Annotated in this window: 17 protein-coding genes; 13 read left to right on the forward strand and 4 right to left on the reverse strand. The window is 63.6% G+C overall.

What is annotated here, in order from left to right; all coding sequences use genetic code 11:
- The first annotated feature begins 2 nt into the window (after positions 1–2).
- The 13 genes from AC097A_RS13950 to AC097A_RS14010 all read left to right on the forward strand — a co-directional run bounded on the left by AC097A_RS13950 (position 3) and on the right by AC097A_RS14010 (position 14433).
- Entirely contained in the window at positions 3–1418 is a 1416-nt protein-coding gene (locus tag AC097A_RS13950) for a UDP-N-acetylmuramoyl-tripeptide--D-alanyl-D-alanine ligase (protein ID WP_479621315.1), read from the forward strand.
- A gap of 18 nt (positions 1419–1436) precedes the next feature.
- Complete coding sequence (mraY, locus tag AC097A_RS13955) at positions 1437–2615, forward strand: phospho-N-acetylmuramoyl-pentapeptide-transferase (RefSeq protein WP_315473919.1); 1179 nt, start codon at positions 1437–1439, stop codon at positions 2613–2615.
- A complete protein-coding gene (gene murD / locus AC097A_RS13960) occupies positions 2612–4558 on the forward strand; it encodes a UDP-N-acetylmuramoyl-L-alanine--D-glutamate ligase (RefSeq protein WP_479621316.1) in 1947 nt (648 codons plus the stop codon). Before mraY ends, murD begins: the two co-directional genes overlap by 4 nt.
- Positions 4555–5811: a putative lipid II flippase FtsW gene (gene ftsW / locus AC097A_RS13965; protein WP_479621317.1), complete on the forward strand. Its 1257-nt coding sequence runs from the start codon at positions 4555–4557 to the stop codon at positions 5809–5811. Before murD ends, ftsW begins: the two co-directional genes overlap by 4 nt.
- 168 nt (positions 5812–5979) lie before the next feature.
- Entirely contained in the window at positions 5980–7044 is a 1065-nt protein-coding gene (gene murG, locus AC097A_RS13970; RefSeq protein WP_479621318.1) for an undecaprenyldiphospho-muramoylpentapeptide beta-N-acetylglucosaminyltransferase, read from the forward strand.
- Complete coding sequence (gene murC / locus AC097A_RS13975) at positions 7041–8468, forward strand: UDP-N-acetylmuramate--L-alanine ligase (RefSeq protein WP_479621319.1); 1428 nt, start codon at positions 7041–7043, stop codon at positions 8466–8468. The genes murG and murC overlap by 4 nt, the downstream gene beginning before the upstream one ends.
- 5 nt (positions 8469–8473) lie before the next feature.
- A complete protein-coding gene (locus AC097A_RS13980) occupies positions 8474–9427 on the forward strand; it encodes a D-alanine--D-alanine ligase (RefSeq protein ID WP_479621320.1) in 954 nt (317 codons plus the stop codon).
- On the forward strand, positions 9424–10209 hold the full coding sequence (locus AC097A_RS13985) for a cell division protein FtsQ/DivIB (protein ID WP_105262095.1): 786 nt from the start codon (positions 9424–9426) through the stop codon (positions 10207–10209). The genes AC097A_RS13980 and AC097A_RS13985 overlap by 4 nt, the downstream gene beginning before the upstream one ends.
- Before the next feature lie 25 nt (positions 10210–10234).
- Complete coding sequence (ftsA, locus tag AC097A_RS13990) at positions 10235–11464, forward strand: cell division protein FtsA (protein ID WP_105262096.1); 1230 nt, start codon at positions 10235–10237, stop codon at positions 11462–11464.
- Positions 11465–11582: 118 nt separating this feature from the next.
- A complete protein-coding gene (gene ftsZ, locus AC097A_RS13995; protein ID WP_315473916.1) occupies positions 11583–12824 on the forward strand; it encodes a cell division protein FtsZ in 1242 nt (413 codons plus the stop codon).
- A gap of 154 nt (positions 12825–12978) precedes the next feature.
- Positions 12979–13902: a UDP-3-O-acyl-N-acetylglucosamine deacetylase gene (gene lpxC, locus AC097A_RS14000; RefSeq protein ID WP_479621321.1), complete on the forward strand. Its 924-nt coding sequence runs from the start codon at positions 12979–12981 to the stop codon at positions 13900–13902.
- A gap of 12 nt (positions 13903–13914) precedes the next feature.
- Positions 13915–14091, forward strand: coding sequence for a hypothetical protein (locus tag AC097A_RS14005; protein WP_479621322.1), 177 nt, complete (start codon positions 13915–13917; stop codon positions 14089–14091).
- 42 nt (positions 14092–14133) lie between these two features.
- Positions 14134–14433 (forward strand): flagellar basal body protein, encoded by a 300-nt coding sequence (locus tag AC097A_RS14010; protein WP_105262098.1) that lies wholly within the window; start codon positions 14134–14136, stop codon positions 14431–14433.
- Here AC097A_RS14010 and AC097A_RS14015 read toward each other — a convergent pair.
- The 4 genes from AC097A_RS14015 to AC097A_RS14030 form a co-directional block, all read right to left on the reverse strand.
- Entirely contained in the window at positions 14430–15194 is a 765-nt protein-coding gene (locus tag AC097A_RS14015; RefSeq protein WP_479621323.1) for a substrate-binding periplasmic protein, read from the reverse strand. The genes AC097A_RS14010 and AC097A_RS14015 overlap by 4 nt on opposite strands.
- A gap of 81 nt (positions 15195–15275) precedes the next feature.
- Positions 15276–15824, reverse strand: a complete 549-nt coding sequence (gene ruvC / locus AC097A_RS14020; RefSeq protein WP_105262100.1) for a crossover junction endodeoxyribonuclease RuvC — start codon at positions 15822–15824, stop codon at positions 15276–15278.
- A gap of 40 nt (positions 15825–15864) precedes the next feature.
- A complete protein-coding gene (locus tag AC097A_RS14025; RefSeq protein ID WP_105262101.1) occupies positions 15865–16854 on the reverse strand; it encodes a phosphatidate cytidylyltransferase in 990 nt (329 codons plus the stop codon).
- Positions 16855–16862: 8 nt separating this feature from the next.
- Positions 16863–17474: a lysophospholipid acyltransferase family protein gene (locus tag AC097A_RS14030; RefSeq protein ID WP_479621324.1), complete on the reverse strand. Its 612-nt coding sequence runs from the start codon at positions 17472–17474 to the stop codon at positions 16863–16865.
- Positions 17475–17738 lie beyond the last annotated feature (264 nt).

The raw sequence follows: 17738 nt of genomic DNA on the forward strand, positions 1-17738 counted from the left end.
CCATGATGACTTTGGCCCAGGTGGCCGCTTGGCTGGACGGTGCGCACCTGGTGGGCCCGGCGGACCTGTCGGTGCAACGGGTGCACACCGATACCCGCACGATTGAGGCAGGTGATCTGTTTGTGGCCCTGCAGGGCGAGCGTTTTGATGCCAATGCCTTTTTGCACGATGCCCAGGCCCAAGGCGCTGCGGCCGTGTTGTGCCATGCCGGGCTGGAATCTTCGGCCTACCCCGCAGGCCTGCCGCGCATCGAAGTGGCCGACACCAAACGGGCCCTGGCCCAGTTGGCCACCGCATGGCGCGCCCAGTTCACCTTGCCTCTGGTGGCGGTCACTGGCAGCAATGGCAAAACCACGGTCACACAAATGGTGGCGGCCATTCTGGAGGCGCAGGCCCCCGGTGGTGCGGCGCTGGCCACGCGTGGCAATTTCAACAACGATATTGGCGTGCCCTTGACCCTGTTCCGCCTGCGCCGCCAGCACCGCCTGGCAGTGGTGGAGCTGGGCATGAACCACCCGGGCGAGATCGCTGGTTTGGCCGCCATGACACAGCCGACGGTCGCCCTGGTCAACAACGCGCAGCGAGAGCATCTGGAATTTATGCACACCGTGGAGGCCGTGGCCCAGGAAAACGGCACCGTGATTGCCGCATTGCCTGCTGATGGTGTGGCGGTTTTCCCGCTGGACGATGACTACACCGCGGTGTGGCAAGGCCTGGCCGCGAGCCGCAAGACTGTGCAGTTTGGTTGGCAGTCTGCCGGGGCCGCGCAAGAAGTGCTGTGCACGGACGCCGAGTGGGTCGATGGCGCTTGGCAAGTCCAGGCCAGCACACCCTGGGGAGCCCTGAGTTACCGCCTGGCGATTGCTGGGCGCCACAACGTGAAGAACTCGCTGGCTGCGGCCGCCTGCGCCTTGGCCGCGGGTGTCAGCACCCAGGCGGTGGCGCAGGGCCTGCAGGCCTTTGTGCCGGTCAAGGGCCGCTGCCGTGCCTTGTTGATCAGCCACAGCGGGCTGCACGCCACGCTGGTGGACGACACCTACAACGCCAACCCCGACTCCATGCGTGCCGCCATCCAGGTGCTGGCCGACTTGCCAGGCCCGCGTTTGCTGGTGTTGGGCGACATGGGTGAAGTGGGTGAGCAAGGCCCCGAATTCCATGCCGAAGCCGGCCGTTTTGCGCACGCGCAGGGCATCACCCATGTGTTGGCCTTGGGTGCCATGGCGGTGCACGCCGTGCAGGTTTGCCCGGGGGCGGAGCACTTTGCCGACGTGGAGGCGCTGCTGGTGCGTGCCCGCACCCTGTTGCCGAGTGTGGCCAGTGTGCTGGTCAAGGGATCGCGTTTTATGCGCATGGAGCGTGTGGTGGAGGCCTTGGCCCAAGCCGCGCCCGCCCCTGCAGGGGGCACCCATGCTGTTTGATATTTTTGGAGCGTTTTCATGCTGCTGAGCCTGGCCCAATGGCTGCAAACCCTGTCGCCCGAGTTCGGGTTTTTCCGCGTCTTCCAGTACCTCACCTTCCGTGCGGTGCTGGCCGCCTTGACGGCCTTGCTGATTGGTTTGGCGGCGGGGCCGTTTGTGATTCGCCGCCTGCGTGAACTCAAGATTGGCCAACCCATCCGCGGCTACGGCATGGAAACCCACCTGAGCAAAAGTGGCACGCCCACCATGGGCGGCGTGCTGATTCTTTTGTCGATCGCCATCTCCACGCTCCTGTGGGCGGACCTGTCCAACCGTTTTGTCTGGATCGTGCTGCTGGTGACGCTGGGTTTTGGCGCCATTGGCTGGGCCGACGACTGGCGCAAGGTGGTGCACAAAGACCCCGAAGGCATGCGCTCGCGCGAGAAGTATTTTTGGCAGTCGGTGATTGGCCTGCTGGCCGCGCTGTACCTGGTGTTCAGCATCTCCGAGAGTTCCAATCTGCGCGTGTTGGAGCTGTTTTTCAACTGGGTGCGTTCCGGGTTTGACGTGAACCTGCCCCCCAAGGCTGGTCTCTTGTTGCCCTTTATCAAAGAGGTGAGTTACCCGCTGGGGGTGCTGGGCTTTGTGGTGCTGACCTACCTGGTCATCGTGGGTTCCAGCAATGCCGTGAACCTGACCGATGGTCTGGATGGCTTGGCCATCATGCCGGTGGTGATGGTGGGCTCGGCGCTGGGCGTGTTTGCCTACGTGACCGGCAGCGCCGTGTACTCCAAGTACCTGTTTTTCCCGCACATTCCGGGCTCGGGTGAGCTGATGATTTTCTGCGCCGCCATGGCCGGTGCGGGTCTGGCCTTTTTGTGGTTCAACACCCACCCCGCGCAGGTCTTCATGGGTGACGTGGGCGCGCTGGCTCTGGGCGGTGCGCTGGGCACCATTGCCATCATCGTGCGCCAGGAAATTGTGCTGGCCATCATGGGTGGCATTTTTGTGGCCGAGGCGGTGTCGGTGATGCTGCAAGTGACCTACTTCAAATACACCAAAAAGAAGTTTGGTGAAGGCCGCCGCTTGCTGAAGATGGCGCCACTGCACCACCACTTCGAGAAGTCGGGGTGGAAAGAAACCCAGGTGGTGGTCCGTTTCTGGATCATCACCATGCTCTTGTGCCTGGTGGGCCTGTCCACCCTGAAGTTGCGATGAACGAACACGAAGCACACCTGCCCGGCGAACACCCCGCAGCGTCCCCCCAGGACGGCGGGGTGGAGCCGCGTGTGCACGAGGCACAGCCGCCCGAAGAGGTCCAGGAGTCGGTGTCTGATGCCGCGTCGGTGACTGCGCCAGAACTGGCGGATGCGCTCACAGCGACGGAGATGTCTGAGGCGCCCGAGGTGTTGGAGCCTGCGGTGCAGGCCGTACCGCTGGTGGCAGAACCTGTCAAAGAGGCCCGTGGCCTGCCCACCACGTTGACGGCCGCACGCGACGCCGCAGCCTTTGTGGCGCAAATTTTTGCCGATGTGCAGGCGGACAAGGCCGAACCCACGTTGTTGGCCGATGCCACCGCGGTGCAAACCGATGAGGCGCAGCCCGACGCGGATGTACTGCCGGTGGAGGCCGAGGCCCCTTTTGCGCCGCTGGCCGGCCAGCACGTTCTGATTCTGGGGTTGGGTGCTTCCGGCTTGGCCATGGCGCGCTGGTGTGCCCGCACCGGTGCGGCCAGCATCACCGTGGCCGACACGCGCACCGCGCCGCCGCAGCTGGCCACGCTGCAACAAGAATTGCCCCAAGTGCGTTTTGTGCCTGGTGCCTTCTCCGCAGCCCTGGTGGAGGGCCAGACCCTGCACGCCGTGTACCGTTCGCCGGGTTTGAGTCCGGACGAGATTGCTCCTGTTTTAGGAGCTGCTCGCGCAATAGGGGTCTACGTTGGGGGCGAATTGAGTTTGTATGCCATGGCCTTGCAGGCCCTGCGCAGCGCTCAGGGTTATGCCCCCGCGGTGTTGGCCATCACCGGCACCAATGGCAAAACCACCGTCACCTCGCTGACTGGCCAACTGGTGGCCCATGCGGGAAAAACCGTGGCTGTGGCCGGCAACATTGGCCCCACGCTGCTGGACACGCTGTCTGGCCATCTGGACGCCGGCACCTTGCCCGAGGTGTGGGTGCTGGAACTCTCCAGCTTCCAGCTCGACGGCGTGACCGGCTTCGAGCCCACAGCGGCCGTGGTGCTGAACGTAACGCAGGACCACCTGGACTGGCACGGCAGCATGCCAGCCTATGCCGAGGCCAAGTCCCGCATCTTTGGCCAGCAGGGCCTGATGGTGCTGAACCGCGACGATGCGGCCGTGATGGCCATGCTGCCAGAGCCGGTGCGCGTCAAGCTGCAGCGCCCGCAGGAGCGCGCCCACGTCACCTTTGGCAGCGACATGCCCCAGCGCCCCGGCGACTTTGGACTGGAAGAAGTCAACGGCATGGTCTGGCTGGTGCGTGCGCTGGAGGCCGACGAAACCCGCCGCAAGCGCAAGGAGGAAGCCGAAGAGTTGCACTTCCAGCGCCTGATGCCGGCCGATGCGCTGCGCATCCGCGGCCGCCACAACGCCAGCAATGCGCTGGCCGCGCTGGCGCTGTGCGCCGCTGCCGGTTGCGCACTGGGTCCCATCCTGTTTGGCCTGCGCGAGTACCGCGGCGAGCCGCACCGCGTGGAGCCCATTGGCATCCTCAACGACGTGGAATTTTTTGACGACAGCAAGGGCACCAATGTGGGCGCCACCGTGGCCGCCTTGCAGGGCCTGGGTGCGGACCGCAAGCTGGTGGTGATTTTGGGCGGCGAGGGCAAGGGCCAGGACTTCACACCGCTGGCTGCACCGCTGGCCCGCTACGCACGTGCCGTGGTGCTGATCGGCCGCGATGCGCCGCTGATTCGCGAGGCGATTGTGTCGGCCGAGGTGCCGCTGGTCGATGCCGATTCGATGGAAGCCGCTGTGACCCTGGCCAACGCCCGCGCCCATGCGGGGGACGCGGTGTTGATGTCGCCGGCCTGCGCCAGTTTTGACATGTTCAAGAACTACGAACACCGCGCCCAGGTCTTCTGTGCCGCAGTGAAAGAGCTGGCCCTGTCCAGCGGTGTGGACATGGAGCACCTGGCATGACCGCCTTGCGCCAAACCCTGATGGGCTGGTTCAGCCCCAAGGCCGATGGGGCCTCGGGCGCCCTGCCGGTGCGCCTGGGTGGGCGTGGCTCGTTTGCGGCCAACACCACCCCCACGCAGGTGAAAGGTTTCGACCAGCCGTTGGTGTGGGTCACCGTGGCCTTGTTGCTGTGGGGCTTGGTCATGGTGTATTCGGCATCGATTGCCATGCCTGACAACCCCAAGTTTTCCAACTACGCCCACACCCACTTTGTGGTGCGGCATTCGTTTTCCATCATGGTGGCGTTTGTGGCCGCGTTGATCGCCTTCCAGTTCCCCATGCAGACCTGGGAGAAGCTGGCACCCTGGCTGTTTGTGCTGTCGCTGGTGCTGTTGATTGCCGTGCTGATGCCGTTTATTGGCAAGGGCGTGAACGGTGCCCGCCGCTGGATCTCGCTGGGCGTCATGAACTTCCAGCCGTCCGAGCTGGCCAAGTTTGCCGTGCTGCTGTATGCGGCCGACTACATGGTGCGCAAGATGGACGTGAAGGAGCGTTTCTTCCGCGCAGTGGCCCCGATGGCGGTTGCGGTGGCGGTGATTGGCCTGCTGCTGCTGGCCGAGCCGGACATGGGCGCCTTCATGGTGATTGCCGTGATCGCCATGGGCATTCTGTTCCTGGGCGGCGTGAATGCCCGCATGTTTTTCCTGATGGCCACGCTGATGGTGATGATTTTTGCCGTCGTAATTGCCACCTCCGAATGGCGGCGCGAGCGCATTTTTGCCTACCTGAATCCCTGGGACGAAAAGCTGACGCTGGGCAAGGGTTACCAGTTGTCGCACTCTTTGATCGCGATTGGGCGTGGTGAGGTGTTTGGCGTGGGCCTGGGCGGCAGCGTCGAGAAACTGCACTGGTTGCCCGAAGCCCACACCGACTTTTTGCTGGCCGTGATTGGCGAGGAATTTGGTTTGATCGGTGTGGCCATGGTGATTGGCCTGTTCCTGTGGCTCACACGCCGCATCATGCACATTGGCCGCCAGGCCATCGCGCTGGACCGCGTGTTTGCCGGCCTGGTAGCGCAGGGCGTGGGCATCTGGATGGGCTTTCAGGCCTTCATCAACATGGGTGTGAACCTGGGCGCATTGCCCACCAAAGGCCTGACCCTGCCGCTCATGAGTTACGGCGGTTCGGCCATCTTGCTGAACCTGGTGGCGATTGCGGTGGTACTGCGCGTGGATTACGAAAACAGGCAGCTCATGCACGGAGGCCGTGTATGAGCTGCCTGTTTCACCAAAACCGACACAACGCGACAGCGTTGCATGGCGCGAATGCGGCATGGCTGATGCACGGAGGCCGTGTATGAGCTGCCTGTTTCACCAAAACCGACACAACGCGACAGCGTTGCATGGCGCGAATGCGGCATGGCTGATGCACGGAGGCCGTGTATGACGCAGAAGTGCGCTCTCATCATGGCCGGCGGCACGGGTGGCCACATCTTCCCGGGGCTGGCCGTGGCGCAGGCCTTGCTGGACAAGGGCTGGCGCGTGCACTGGCTGGGCGCACCCGGCAGCATGGAAAGCCGCATCGTCCCGGCCCGCGGCATTCCGCTGGAGCTGGTGGACTTTGGTGGCGTGCGCGGCAAGGGTCTCAAGACCTTGGCGCTGTTGCCCTTCAAGCTGCTGCGCGCCTTCTTGCAGAGCCTGCAGGTGGTGCGCCGCGTGAAGCCCGATGTGGTGGTGGGCTTGGGCGGCTACATCACCTTCCCCGGCGGCATGATGGGTGTGCTCTGTGGCAAACCCCTGGTGCTGCACGAACAAAACTCCGTGGCCGGCATGGCCAACAAAGTGCTGGCCGGCGTGGCCGACCGCGTGTTCGCCGCCTTCCCGAACGTGCTGAAAAAAGCTGAGTGGGTAGGCAACCCGCTGCGCACCGAATTTTTGAACCTGCCCGCACCCGATGCGCGTTTTGCCGGCCGCAGTGGTCCGCTCAAGGTGTTGGTGGTGGGCGGCAGCCTGGGGGCGCGCGCGCTCAACACCATGGTGCCGCTGGCACTGGCGCTGATCCCCGAAGCGCAGCGCCCCGTGGTGACGCACCAGGCCGGCGAGAAACAGATCGACGAGCTGCGCGCCAACTACGCCGCTGCCGGCGTGTTGGCCACGCTCACCCCGTTCATCGACAACACGGCCCAGGCCTTTGCCGATGCCGACCTAGTGATCTGCCGCGCCGGTGCCAGCACCGTGACCGAGATTGCCGCCGTGGGCGCCGCCGCCGTGTTTGTGCCTTTCCCCGCTGCGGTGGACGACCACCAGACCTTCAACGCCCGCTTCCTGGTCGACCAGGGTGGCGGCTGGCTGCTGCCCCAGGCGGAGATGACACCCGAGGCATTGGCCACATTGCTACAGAAAACAGAGCGCCCCGCGCTGATTCAACGGGGGCTAGAGGCCAAAAAGATGCAAAAACTGAATGCCACCGAAGCGGTAGTGGCTGCCTGCGAGGAGCTCGCACGATGAAACACGCTGTCAAACATATTCACTTTGTGGGCGTAGGCGGCTCCGGCATGTCCGGCATTGCCGAGGTGCTGAGCAACCTGGGCTACGTCATTTCGGGCTCCGACCTGGCCGACAACGCCACCACCCAGCGCCTGGCGGCATTGGGCATCACAACGTACGTAGGCCACGCGGCCGACAACGTGGCGGGGGCCGATGCGGTGGTCACGTCTACCGCCGTGCAGTCGGACAACCCCGAAGTCATCCGCGCCCGCGAGATGAAGATTCCCATCGTGCCGCGTGCGCTGATGTTAGCGGAGCTGATGCGCCTCAAGCAGGGCATAGCCATTGCCGGCACCCACGGCAAAACCACCACCACCAGCCTGGTGGCCAGTGTGCTGGCCGAGGCCGGGCTGGACCCCACCTTTGTGATTGGCGGCCGCCTGAACAGTGCTGGCGCCAACGCCCGTCTGGGCAGTGGTGACTACATCGTGGTGGAGGCCGACGAAAGTGATGCGTCCTTTTTGAACCTGCTGCCCGTGATGGCCGTGGTGACCAACATCGACGCCGACCACATGGAAACCTATGGGCACGACTTCGGCAAGCTTAAAAAAGCCTTTGTCGATTTTCTGCACCGCATGCCTTTCTATGGCACGGCGATTCTCTGCACCGATGACGCCGCCGTACGTGAGATCAGTGCACAGGTTACCTGCCCCATCACCAGTTACGGCTTTAATGAAGACGCCGAAGTGCGTGCCGTGAACGTGCGCGCCGTGGGTGGCCAGATGCACTTTACGGTGCAGCGCCGCAATGGCGTGGTGCTGCCCGATATGGAGGTGGTGCTGAACCTGCCGGGTCTGCACAACGTGCTCAACGCGCTGTCAGCCATCGCCGTGGCGGTGGAGCTCAACATTGCGGACGCCGCCGTGGTCAAAGCGCTGGCCGAGTTCAAGGGTGTGGGCCGCCGCTTCCAGCGTTATGGCGATTTGCCCTTGCCGCAAGGCGGTGCGGTCACCGTCATCGACGACTACGGCCACCACCCGGTCGAAATGGCGGCCACGCTGGCTGCTGCACGCGGGGCCTTCCCGGGGCGCCGCCTGGTACTGGCCTTCCAGCCGCACCGCTACACCCGCACGCGGGACTGTTTTGAAGACTTTGTGAAGGTGATTGGCGCTGGCGCTGACGCTGTGCTGCTGGCCGAGGTGTACGCCGCAGGCGAGGCCCCCATCGTTGCGGCCGATGGCCGTTCGCTGGCGCGTGCGCTGCGCATTGGCGGCAAGGTGGAGCCGATCTTTGTGGACGAGATTGCCGCGATGCCGCAGGCCGCGATCGACAACGCCCGCGACGGCGATGTACTGGTGTGTATGGGCGCCGGGTCGATTGGCGCCGTGCCCGGAAAAATTGCTGACATGCTACAAAAACAGGAGCTGCTCGCGCAGAAGGAATAAGGGCTATGGGCCAAAATCATTCAAATTTGGGCAAAGTGGCAGTGCTGATGGGTGGGGCCTCGGCGGAGCGTGAGGTGTCCCTCATGTCTGGCAGCGGTGTGCTCAAGGCCCTGCGGTCCAAGGGCGTGGACGCGCATGCGTTCGATCCGTCTGAGCGTCCGCTGGATGATCTGAAGCGCGAAGGTTTTGCGCGCTGTTTCATCGCGTTGCATGGCCGTTTTGGGGAGGACGGCACGGTGCAGGGGGCGCTCGAATTGTTGGGCATTCCCTACACCGGCTCGGGCGTCATGGCGTCCGCCATCTCCATGGACAAGGTCATGACCAAGCGCATCTGGCGTTTTGAGGGCCTGTCTACGCCGGCCTGGCAGCAGGTCAGCAGTGCGGCGCAAACCCACGCCGCCTTTGCCGCCCTGGGCGCCCCCATGATCGTCAAGCCGGCGCGCGAAGGCTCCAGCATTGGCTTCACCAAGGTGATGTCGGCGGACCAGTGCGACGCCGCCTACGCACTGGCCTCGCAGCATGACCCCATGGTGCTGTGTGAGCAGTTCATTGCCGGTGATGAGGTGACCTGCCCGGTGCTGGGCCCCAACGAGCAGCCCGAGGCCTTCCCGGTGATCCGCATCGTGGCGCCCGAGGGCAACTACGACTACCAGAACAAGTACTTCACCGATGTGACGCAGTACCTCGTGCCCGCCGGTCTGCCCGACGGCGAGGAGGCGGCGATTCGCGCCTTGGTCAGCAAGGCCTACCAGGTGCTGGGCTGCCGCGGCTGGGCGCGGGCTGACGTGATGATCGACGCCAAGACACGCACGCCCTACCTGCTGGAGATCAACACCTCGCCCGGCATGACCGGCCACTCGTTGGTTCCCATGTCGGCCAAGGCCGCCGGTATCAGTTATGAAGACCTGTGTGTGCGCCTGCTGCAAAGCACCAGTACTGACGGGAGCGTATCGAAATGAACGCTGCTGCGGCTACACCGCTGGACGTCAAACTCATGAACACCACCGCTGCGGTGCTGTTCCTGGCGTTTGCCGGCCTGGCGCTGTTGGCCGCAGGGCGTTGGGTGTCGCGCCTGCCGGCGTTTGACCTGCAGGGCATCAGTGTGTCGGGTGACATGAACCACAACAACCCGCTGACCCTGCGTGCCAATGTGGCACCCAGTTTGAGCGGCACGTTCTTCACGGTGGATCTCGCGCGGGTGCGCTCGGCTTTTGAGTCGGTGCCCTGGGTGCGCCGTGCCGTGGTGCGCCGCGAGTTCCCCAACCGCCTGCATGTGAATCTGCAGGAGCACCAGGCTGTGGCGTACTGGGGGGCGGAGGCTGAATCGCGCTTGATTAACCAGCAGGGCGAGGTGTTTGAGGCCAACGTCGGGGAGGTCGAGCAGGAGGGCCTGCCGCGTCTGCACGGGCCAGAGGGGCAGAGCGCCGAGGTGTTGGCCATGTACCGCACGCTGGAGCCGCAGTTCGCCACGATGGAGATGCCGCTGGAGCAGCTGGAGCTGACCGGCCGCGGCAGTTGGCGCGCGCGCCTGGACACCGGTGCCAGCCTGGAGCTGGGCCGCGGCACGGTGGCCGAGGTGGATACACGCGTGCAACGATTTTTGAAAACCTTGACGCAGGTGACTTCCCGCTACGCACGGCCGCTGCAGGCCGTGGAGTCGGCAGACCTGCGCCATGAAAACGGGTATGCCATCAAGCTGCGCGGCGTGAGCACGCTGGTAGCGGATGCGCCCAAAAAGTAGCGCACAAGGCATTGCAGGACCACATATGGCAAAAGAGTACAAAGATTTGGTAGTCGGTTTGGACATCGGCACCGCCAAGGTGATGGCGGTGGTGGCCGAGGTCATGCCTGGGGGCGAGCTCAAGCTGGCTGGCCTGGGCATTGCACCCAGCAACGGCCTCAAGCGGGGCGTGGTGGTCAACATCGACGCCACCGTGGCCAGCATTCAGCAGGCCCTGAAAGAGGCCGAGCTGATGGCCGACTGCAAGATCAGCCGTGTCTACACCGGCATCACGGGCAGCCATATTCGTGGCATCAACAGCAGCGGCATGGTGGCGGTGAAAGACCGTGAAGTGACGCAGGCCGATGTGGCGCGCGTGGTGGAAACCGCCAAGGCGATCAACATCAGCACCGACCAGCGCCTACTGTTGGTGGAGCCACAGGAATTCATCATCGACGGGCAGGATGTGCGTGAACCCATCGGCATGAGCGGCATCCGCCTGGAAGCCAAGGTGCACATCGTGACCGGTGCGCAGAGCGCGGCCGAGAACATCATTAAGTGTGTGCGCCGCTGCGGCCTGGAAGTCGAGCAGCTCATGCTCAATCCGCTGGCCTCTTCGCTGTCCGTGCTGACCGAAGATGAACGCGAACTCGGTGTGGCGCTGGTGGATATTGGCGCCGGCACCACCGACGTGGCCATCTTCACCAACGGCGCCATCCGCCACACGGCTGTTATTCCGATTGCTGGGGATCTGATCACCAGCGACATTGCCATGGCCCTGCGCACACCCACCAAGGACGCCGAAGAGATCAAGGTCGAGAGCGGCCACGCCAAGCAGTTGCTGGTGGACCCCGAGGTGCAGGTGGAAGTACCCGGCCTGGGCGACCGCGGCCCGCGCATGTTGAGCCGCCAGGCGCTGGCCGGGGTGATCGAGCCTCGCATCGAGGAAATCTTCAGCCTGGTGAACCAGGTAATGCGCGAGTCGGGCTATGAAGAGGTGTTGTCCAGCGGCATCGTGCTCACGGGTGGCAGCTGCATCATGCCGGGCATGGTGGAGCTGGGCGAGGACATCTTCCTCAAGCCCGTGCGCCGCGGCATTCCCAAGTACAACAGCGCGCTGGCTGACATGGTGGCGCAGCCCCGTGCGGCCACCGTCATGGGCCTGCTGGAAGAAGCCCGCCTGGCCCGCATGCGCGGCTACAAGGTGGCGCAAAAAGCCGGCTCAATGAAAACAGCATTCGGTTCCGTCAAGGACTGGTTCGTGGGGAACTTTTAACCATGAAACACAGACTTTGGCTTGCACGGGGGAGTCCGCCTTCATAAATGAACACCGACTCCAAACCCCTTACCCAGTTTTCAAACATTCATTCAAATAGTTTTTCAGGAGTAACAACATGACCATCGAAATGATCGAAGAAGAAGCGTTTAACCAAGGCACCCAAATCAAGGTCATCGGTGTGGGCGGTGGCGGCGGCAACGCCGTTGAGCACATGATCCAGACCGCCGTGGGCGGTGTGGAATTCATCTGCGCCAACACCGATGCGCAAGCCCTGTCCCGCAGCAGCGCGCACAAGACCATCCAGCTGGGTGGCAGTGGTCTGGGCGCCGGCAGCAAGCCCGACAAGGGGCGTGAGGCAGCCGACCAGGCCGAGGCGGACATCCGCACCGCCATCGAAGGCGCACACATGTTGTTCATCACCGCCGGCATGGGCGGTGGCACCGGTACCGGCGCCGCTCCCGTGATTGCGCGTGTGGCCAAAGAGATGGGCATCTTGACGGTGGGCGTGGTGACCAAACCCTTCGACTTCGAAGGTGGTCGCCGCATGACCAATGCCGATGCCGGCTTGGCTGAACTCGAAGCCAATGTGGATTCGCTGATCGTGGTGCTGAACGAAAAGTTGCTGGAAGTGCTGGGCGACGACGTGAGCCAGGACGAAGCCTTTGCCCACGCCAACGACGTGCTGAAAAACGCCGTGGGCGGGATTGCCGAAATCATCAACGTGCCCGGCCATGTGAACGTCGACTTTGAAGACGTGCGCACCGTGATGGGTGAGCCCGGCAAAGCCATGATGGGTACTGCCGTGGCCAAGGGCCCGGACCGCGCCCGGATTGCCGCCGAACAGGCCGTGGCCTGCCCGCTACTCGAAGGCATTGACCTGTCGGGCGCCAAGGGCGTGCTGGTGCTGATCACCGCAGCCAAGGGCAGCCTCAAGCTGTCCGAGTCCAAGCTGGCGATGAACACCATCCGCGCCTACGCATCGCCCGATGCACACGTGATCTACGGCACTGCGTACGACGACTCGTTGGGTGAAGAAATTCGTGTGACCGTGGTCGCTACCGGTTTGAGCCGCCAAGGCGCGCGCCGCACAGCGCCTCCGCTGCAAGTGCTGCGCACCGGAACCGACAACGTGCCTTTCCACGTGCCCACGCTCAACACCATTGCTTCGCCCTCCGGCGCCGCAGCGGCCTTGGGTGGCACGGGCCACACGGCCAGCCAGCCCGACTACGGCAGCATGGCCACGCCCAGCGTGTGGCGCACCAACCGCACGCAAGCCGCAGCCAAGGTGGACGCGTTGTCCAGCGGCGGCATGGATGACTACGAAATCCCCGCGTTCCTGCGCAAGCAAGCGGACTGATCGGGCTCACCCCCCGGCTACGCGCACTGCGTGTCGCTACGCTTTCCCCCTTGCAGGGGGCAACACCTGTGGCCCGGCCTAGCCGGTTCCACGGTGTTTCTGGCGGAATACACGCACTCCGGAGGCCTTTTTGCGCTACTTTTACAATAGACCTGTGCTGAAACAACGAACCCTCAAATCCCTGACCCGCGCCGTCGGCGTGGGCCTGCACAGCGGCCAGCGTGTGGAAATCACGTTGCGCCCGGCTGCGCCGGATACGGGCATTGTGTTTCGCCGGGTGGATTTGCCCAATGCGCCGGACATCGTGGTCTCGGCCGAGTCGGTGACCGATACACGCCTGGCGTCCACGTTGTCCTGCGGCAATGCCAAGGTGCACACGGTGGAACACCTCATGTCGGCCTGCGCCGGCCTGGGGGTGGACAACCTGTTTGTCGACATCACGGCCGAAGAAATCCCCATCCTGGACGGCTCGGCCGCCTCGTTTGTGTTCTTGCTGCAAAGCGCGGGCATCGAGATGCAGAACGCGCCGCGCCGCTTCATCCGGCTCATCAAACCGGTGGAAGTGCGCGAAGGCGAGGGCGCCAACGAGAAGTGGGCGCGCCTGGACCCGTACCACGGCTACAAGCTCAGTTTTGAGATCGACTTCAACCACCCGGCGGTGGACTCTACCGGTCAGCGCGTGGAGTTTGACCTGAGCACGGGTTCGTACTCGCGTGACATCGCACGTGCCCGCACCTTTGGTTTTACCAAAGACGTGGAAATGATGCGCTCCAACGGCCTGGCCCTGGGCGGCGGTCTGGACAACGCCATCGTGATGGACGACTACAAGGTGCTGAACGCCGACGGTCTGCGTTACGACGACGAGTTCGTCAAACACAAGATCCTGGACGCCATGGGCGACCTCTACATCGTGGGCAAGCCCCTGCTGGCAGCCTACAGCGCACGCCGCTCCGGCCATGCGCTCAATAACAAGCTGCTGCGTGAGCTGCAGGCCCACCCCGAGTGCTGGGAAGTGGTGACTTTCGAAGACGTCAAACAGGCCCCCATGGGCTTTGCTCAGCCCGTGCGGGCCTGGTAAGCAGCCACAGCCATGCTGCTGTTTCGCTGGCTGATTCTCTTGTGCCTGCTGGGCGCAGCCGTGTGTTTTGCCTTCTATGTAGGCACCGGCCAGCCGCGCTTCAAACACTATGGTTGGGTCACGCTGAAATGGACCCTGCTGGCCGCAGGGGGATTTTTCACGGTGCTCATCATGGAGCGGGTTGCATAATAGGCACTGCCACCTCTGGACCTGCCGCGAAAGGATTGCCCCATGAACTCCTTGTCTTCCATCGCCCTCTCGGGCATGAACGCGGCCCAAACTTCGCTCAACACCAGCGCCCACAACGTGGCCAACCTGGCCACCGAAGGTTTTAAACGCCAGGAAACTGTGCAAACCGAGCAGCCCGGTGGCGGCGTCAGCACCGAGGTACGTCAGGCCGAAGTTGCAGGCAACGCGCTGGAGACCGATGTGGTGACCCAGCTGCAGGCCAAACACAGCTTTATTGCCAACCTGGCGGTGTTCAAGACGAGTAACCAGATGGCCGGTGCCCTGCTGGACACCAAGGCCTAAGGTGCTGGTTCGTAGTTTTTGACGATGGCGTCCAGGCGCCCCTCCGCGCGGAGTTTGTCTATCGCCTGCTGCAGTTTGCGCACCACGTGCGGGTCGGTCTGCAAGTTCAGAGCGAAGTAGTAGCCACCGTCTTCACTGAGCTTGAGCAGCTTGTTGACACTGCCTGCGGGGCGACCCACGCTGCGCAAATTCCAGGCCATGCCCACCTCGGTGTCCACCATGGCGTGCACCAAGTCCCCCATCAGCATGCGAAACACCGCGTCGTTGGAGCTTTCTTCCACCAGTGCGCTTGCGGGTACACCGGCGGCCAGCAGGTCTTGCTGGGCGGCTTCCTCGCGCACTACGCCAATGCGCAGTTGGGCCAGCTCTTTGGCATCCCGAATGGGCGCACCGGGGATGTTGCGGGTGTAGACCCAGGTGGTGCGCGGCAGCAAAGGGCCGACCCAGAGAAACTGGTCCTCCCGTGCAGGTTTGCGCGCGGTGGTGTAGAGCACGGTGTTGGGGGTGTGGCGCACGACTTTGTAGCCGCGGGCCCAGGGCACGACCTGAAAGCTGCAGCGCAACTGGGCCAGCTCACAGGCGGCGCGCAGCACATCGGTGGCAATGCCCTGCACCTTGCCCGCTTCGGCAAAGTTGTAAGGTGGCCATTGTTCGGTGTAGGCCACCAGGTTGTTGGCCCCACCTGGGGCGGCCCCAGCAGTCCAGGCGAACAGCCCGATGGACAGGGAGAGAAGGCAGTTGCGCGTCAGGGAAGAAGGCATGGACCAGAAAGGAATGTGCAGCGTTTAGATATTACAGGCAGGCCATGTCGTCAGTCTTACGCTGGATCAAACCAGGCGTGCCTAATGCCGCCGGCCAGCACGGTAGGACACCTTGCCATTGCCACCCAGGCCGTCCGCGGCGGCCAGCCGGGCCATGGCCTTGCCCGCATGGGCGTGGGTGATGGCCAGGCCCAGGGCATCAGCCGCGTCGGGCCCGGGCAAGCCCGGCAGGCTCAGCAGGCGTTTCACCATCTCCTGGATCTGGTCCTTCTGCGCGCGGCCGTGGCCGGCCACGGCCTGTTTCATTTGCAGCGCGGTGTATTCGGCCACCGGCAGCCCGGCGGTGACCAGTGCGGTGATCAGCGCGCCGCGCGCTTGGCCCAGCAGCAGGGTGGACTGTGGATTGACGTTGACGAATACGATCTCGATCGACGCGCAGGTGGGCTGGTAACGCTGCACCACCTCGCCCATGCCGTCAAACAGCACCTTCAGGCGTTCGGGCAGGGCGCGCGTGTCCAGGTGCTGGGTGCCGATGGTTCCGCTGGCTACATAACGCACGTCGGCGCCCACCACGTCCACCACACCAAAGCCGGTGGTGCGCAGGCCGGGGTCAATGCCAAGAATTCGCATGCTATGGTTTCAGGAGCTGCTCGCGCAGGTTCTACGGGTGCTAGAGGTCAAAATACCACCTGGCTGAGTGAAAAAACACGGGTGCTGCAAAACACAGCGCATCGACCCGGTCCAGCAAGCCACCGGCCCCGGTGACGCCCTTGCCTTCGTTGCCCCAGCTGGGGATGCCGCGGTCGCGTTTCAGCGCCTTCATCACAAAGTGCCCCATGGAGCCCGCCAGGCAGGCGATGAAGCTGAAGGCAAACGCGGTGCCCGGCACCCAGGGTGTGATGCCGGCCAAGAGGGCACCAAACAGGCTGGCCACCACCATGCCAATCCACCAGCTCGGCCAGTTGAAACTCTGGCTGATGGCCGGTGCCACGGGCGGGCGCATGAGCTTGCGCGAGACCAGGTGTTGGGTGGCCATGCAGGTCTGCACCACCAGCACCAGAAAAAACACCATGAACGCATTTTTGTTGTCGTAACCTGGGAAATTCAGCATCAGCAGCGCGGGCACATGGCTCATGCCGTAGATGCAGACCATGATCCCCCACTGCAGCTTGGCATTGCGCTCCAGAAAACGCAGTGGGTCGTTGGCCAGCGCACTGGTCAGCGGCAACGCCAGAAACACGTAGACCGGGATGAACACCGCAAACATGTCAAAGTGTTCGGTGCCCACCAGCCAGTACTGCAGCGGCAGCACCACAAAAAAGGCCAGCACGAGGCTGCGGTGGTCGCCCCGGCGTGTGGGGGACAGCGTGAGGAATTCGCGCAGCGCGAAGAAGGACACCAGGCCAAACAGCGTGAGCGCGACCCAGTCGCCCGCCACCCAACCGATCCAGAACACAAACATCATGAACCAGCTGGTGCGAATCACGCCGTCCAGGCTTTTCAGCTCCTTGCGGCGCAGGTCGCCCGCAGCATCGTCTGCATGTTCGCGCAGAGACAGCACAAAGGCCACGATGCTGGAGAGCAGCAGCAGGCCGAACACGATGATGAACAGCGCGCCAATCTGCTGCGTGGCTGTGAGGTTCTTCAGATAAAAGTACATGGAAGCCCTTAGACGTCGCGCAGGGCGATGACGGCATTGCGTGCGCGGGTCAGGAAGCTGCGGTGGTCTTCACCGGCCTGCACCTGCATGGGCGCGCCAAAGGTGACCGAGCACAACACCGGGACGGGCACCACTTCGCCTTTGGGCAACACGTGTTGCACGTTGTTGATCCACGCGGGGACCAGCACGACGTTCGGGAACTTGGTAGCCAGGTTGTAGAGCCCTGCCTTGAAGGCCTGGGGTTCCTCAAAGTGGCCGCGTGTGCCTTCGGGGAACAAGATGATGGAGTCCCCGTTGGTGAGTGCGTCCATCAGTGGCTCCAGCGGGTCTTCGTCGGCCGTGCGGTCGCGCGAGACGTAGATGACGTTGAACACTTCGGTGGTGAGCCATTTTTTGAAGGGTGTCTTGGTCCAGTAGTCTTTGGCGGCAATGGCGCGGGTGATGTGGCGCAGTTCTTTGGGCAGGGCGGCCCAGATCATCACCAAGTCGGCGTGGCTTTGGTGGTTGGCAAAATAAATGCGCTGTTCGGCCTTGGGCGGGCAGCCATGCCAGCGCGCTTGCGCGCCGGTCAGCACCCGGATCAAACCGAGCAAAAAGTAACTCATCAACTTGGCTAGCATGGCGGGGATGATACCTATGGGTTGTGTCTCTGGCGCTGGGGGTTTTCTCCCTCTATCCCTCTATCCCTCTATCCCTCTCTCGCTCTCTCGCTCTCTCGCTCTCTCGCTCTCTCGCTCTCTCGCTGGATCCGGCGGCCAGGGTACTCCGCTCCGTTCGTGTCCCCCGGGCCGTGAGGGCCCTCCTCCTTTACCTCACTGCGCAGAGTACCCTGGCCACCGGGTCCGGTTTGGCAGGTGAGCGTTACACACGCAACCCGAGCAGGG

The organism is Rhodoferax sp. XS2R6 (assembly GCF_056521365.1).

Excerpts from the sequence above, each read along its gene's own strand:
- AC097A_RS13950 (WP_479621315.1), top strand. The coding sequence starts at position 3 with ATGATGACTTTGGCCCAGGTGGCCGCTTGGCTGGACGGTGCGCACCTG.
- mraY (WP_315473919.1), top strand. The coding sequence starts at position 1,437 with ATGCTGCTGAGCCTGGCCCAATGGCTGCAAACCCTGTCGCCCGAGTTC.
- murD (WP_479621316.1), top strand. The coding sequence starts at position 2,612 with ATGAACGAACACGAAGCACACCTGCCCGGCGAACACCCCGCAGCGTCC.
- ftsW (WP_479621317.1), top strand. The coding sequence starts at position 4,555 with ATGACCGCCTTGCGCCAAACCCTGATGGGCTGGTTCAGCCCCAAGGCC.
- murG (WP_479621318.1), top strand. The coding sequence starts at position 5,980 with ATGACGCAGAAGTGCGCTCTCATCATGGCCGGCGGCACGGGTGGCCAC.
- murC (WP_479621319.1), top strand. The coding sequence starts at position 7,041 with ATGAAACACGCTGTCAAACATATTCACTTTGTGGGCGTAGGCGGCTCC.
- AC097A_RS13980 (WP_479621320.1), top strand. The coding sequence starts at position 8,474 with ATGGGCCAAAATCATTCAAATTTGGGCAAAGTGGCAGTGCTGATGGGT.
- AC097A_RS13985 (WP_105262095.1), top strand. The coding sequence starts at position 9,424 with ATGAACGCTGCTGCGGCTACACCGCTGGACGTCAAACTCATGAACACC.
- ftsA (WP_105262096.1), top strand. The coding sequence starts at position 10,235 with ATGGCAAAAGAGTACAAAGATTTGGTAGTCGGTTTGGACATCGGCACC.
- ftsZ (WP_315473916.1), top strand. The coding sequence starts at position 11,583 with ATGACCATCGAAATGATCGAAGAAGAAGCGTTTAACCAAGGCACCCAA.
- AC097A_RS14005 (WP_479621322.1), top strand. The coding sequence starts at position 13,915 with ATGCTGCTGTTTCGCTGGCTGATTCTCTTGTGCCTGCTGGGCGCAGCC.
- AC097A_RS14010 (WP_105262098.1), top strand. The coding sequence starts at position 14,134 with ATGAACTCCTTGTCTTCCATCGCCCTCTCGGGCATGAACGCGGCCCAA.
- AC097A_RS14015 (WP_479621323.1), bottom strand. The coding sequence starts at position 15,194 with ATGCCTTCTTCCCTGACGCGCAACTGCCTTCTCTCCCTGTCCATCGGG.
- ruvC (WP_105262100.1), bottom strand. The coding sequence starts at position 15,824 with ATGCGAATTCTTGGCATTGACCCCGGCCTGCGCACCACCGGCTTTGGT.
- AC097A_RS14025 (WP_105262101.1), bottom strand. The coding sequence starts at position 16,854 with ATGTACTTTTATCTGAAGAACCTCACAGCCACGCAGCAGATTGGCGCG.
- AC097A_RS14030 (WP_479621324.1), bottom strand. The coding sequence starts at position 17,474 with ATGCTAGCCAAGTTGATGAGTTACTTTTTGCTCGGTTTGATCCGGGTG.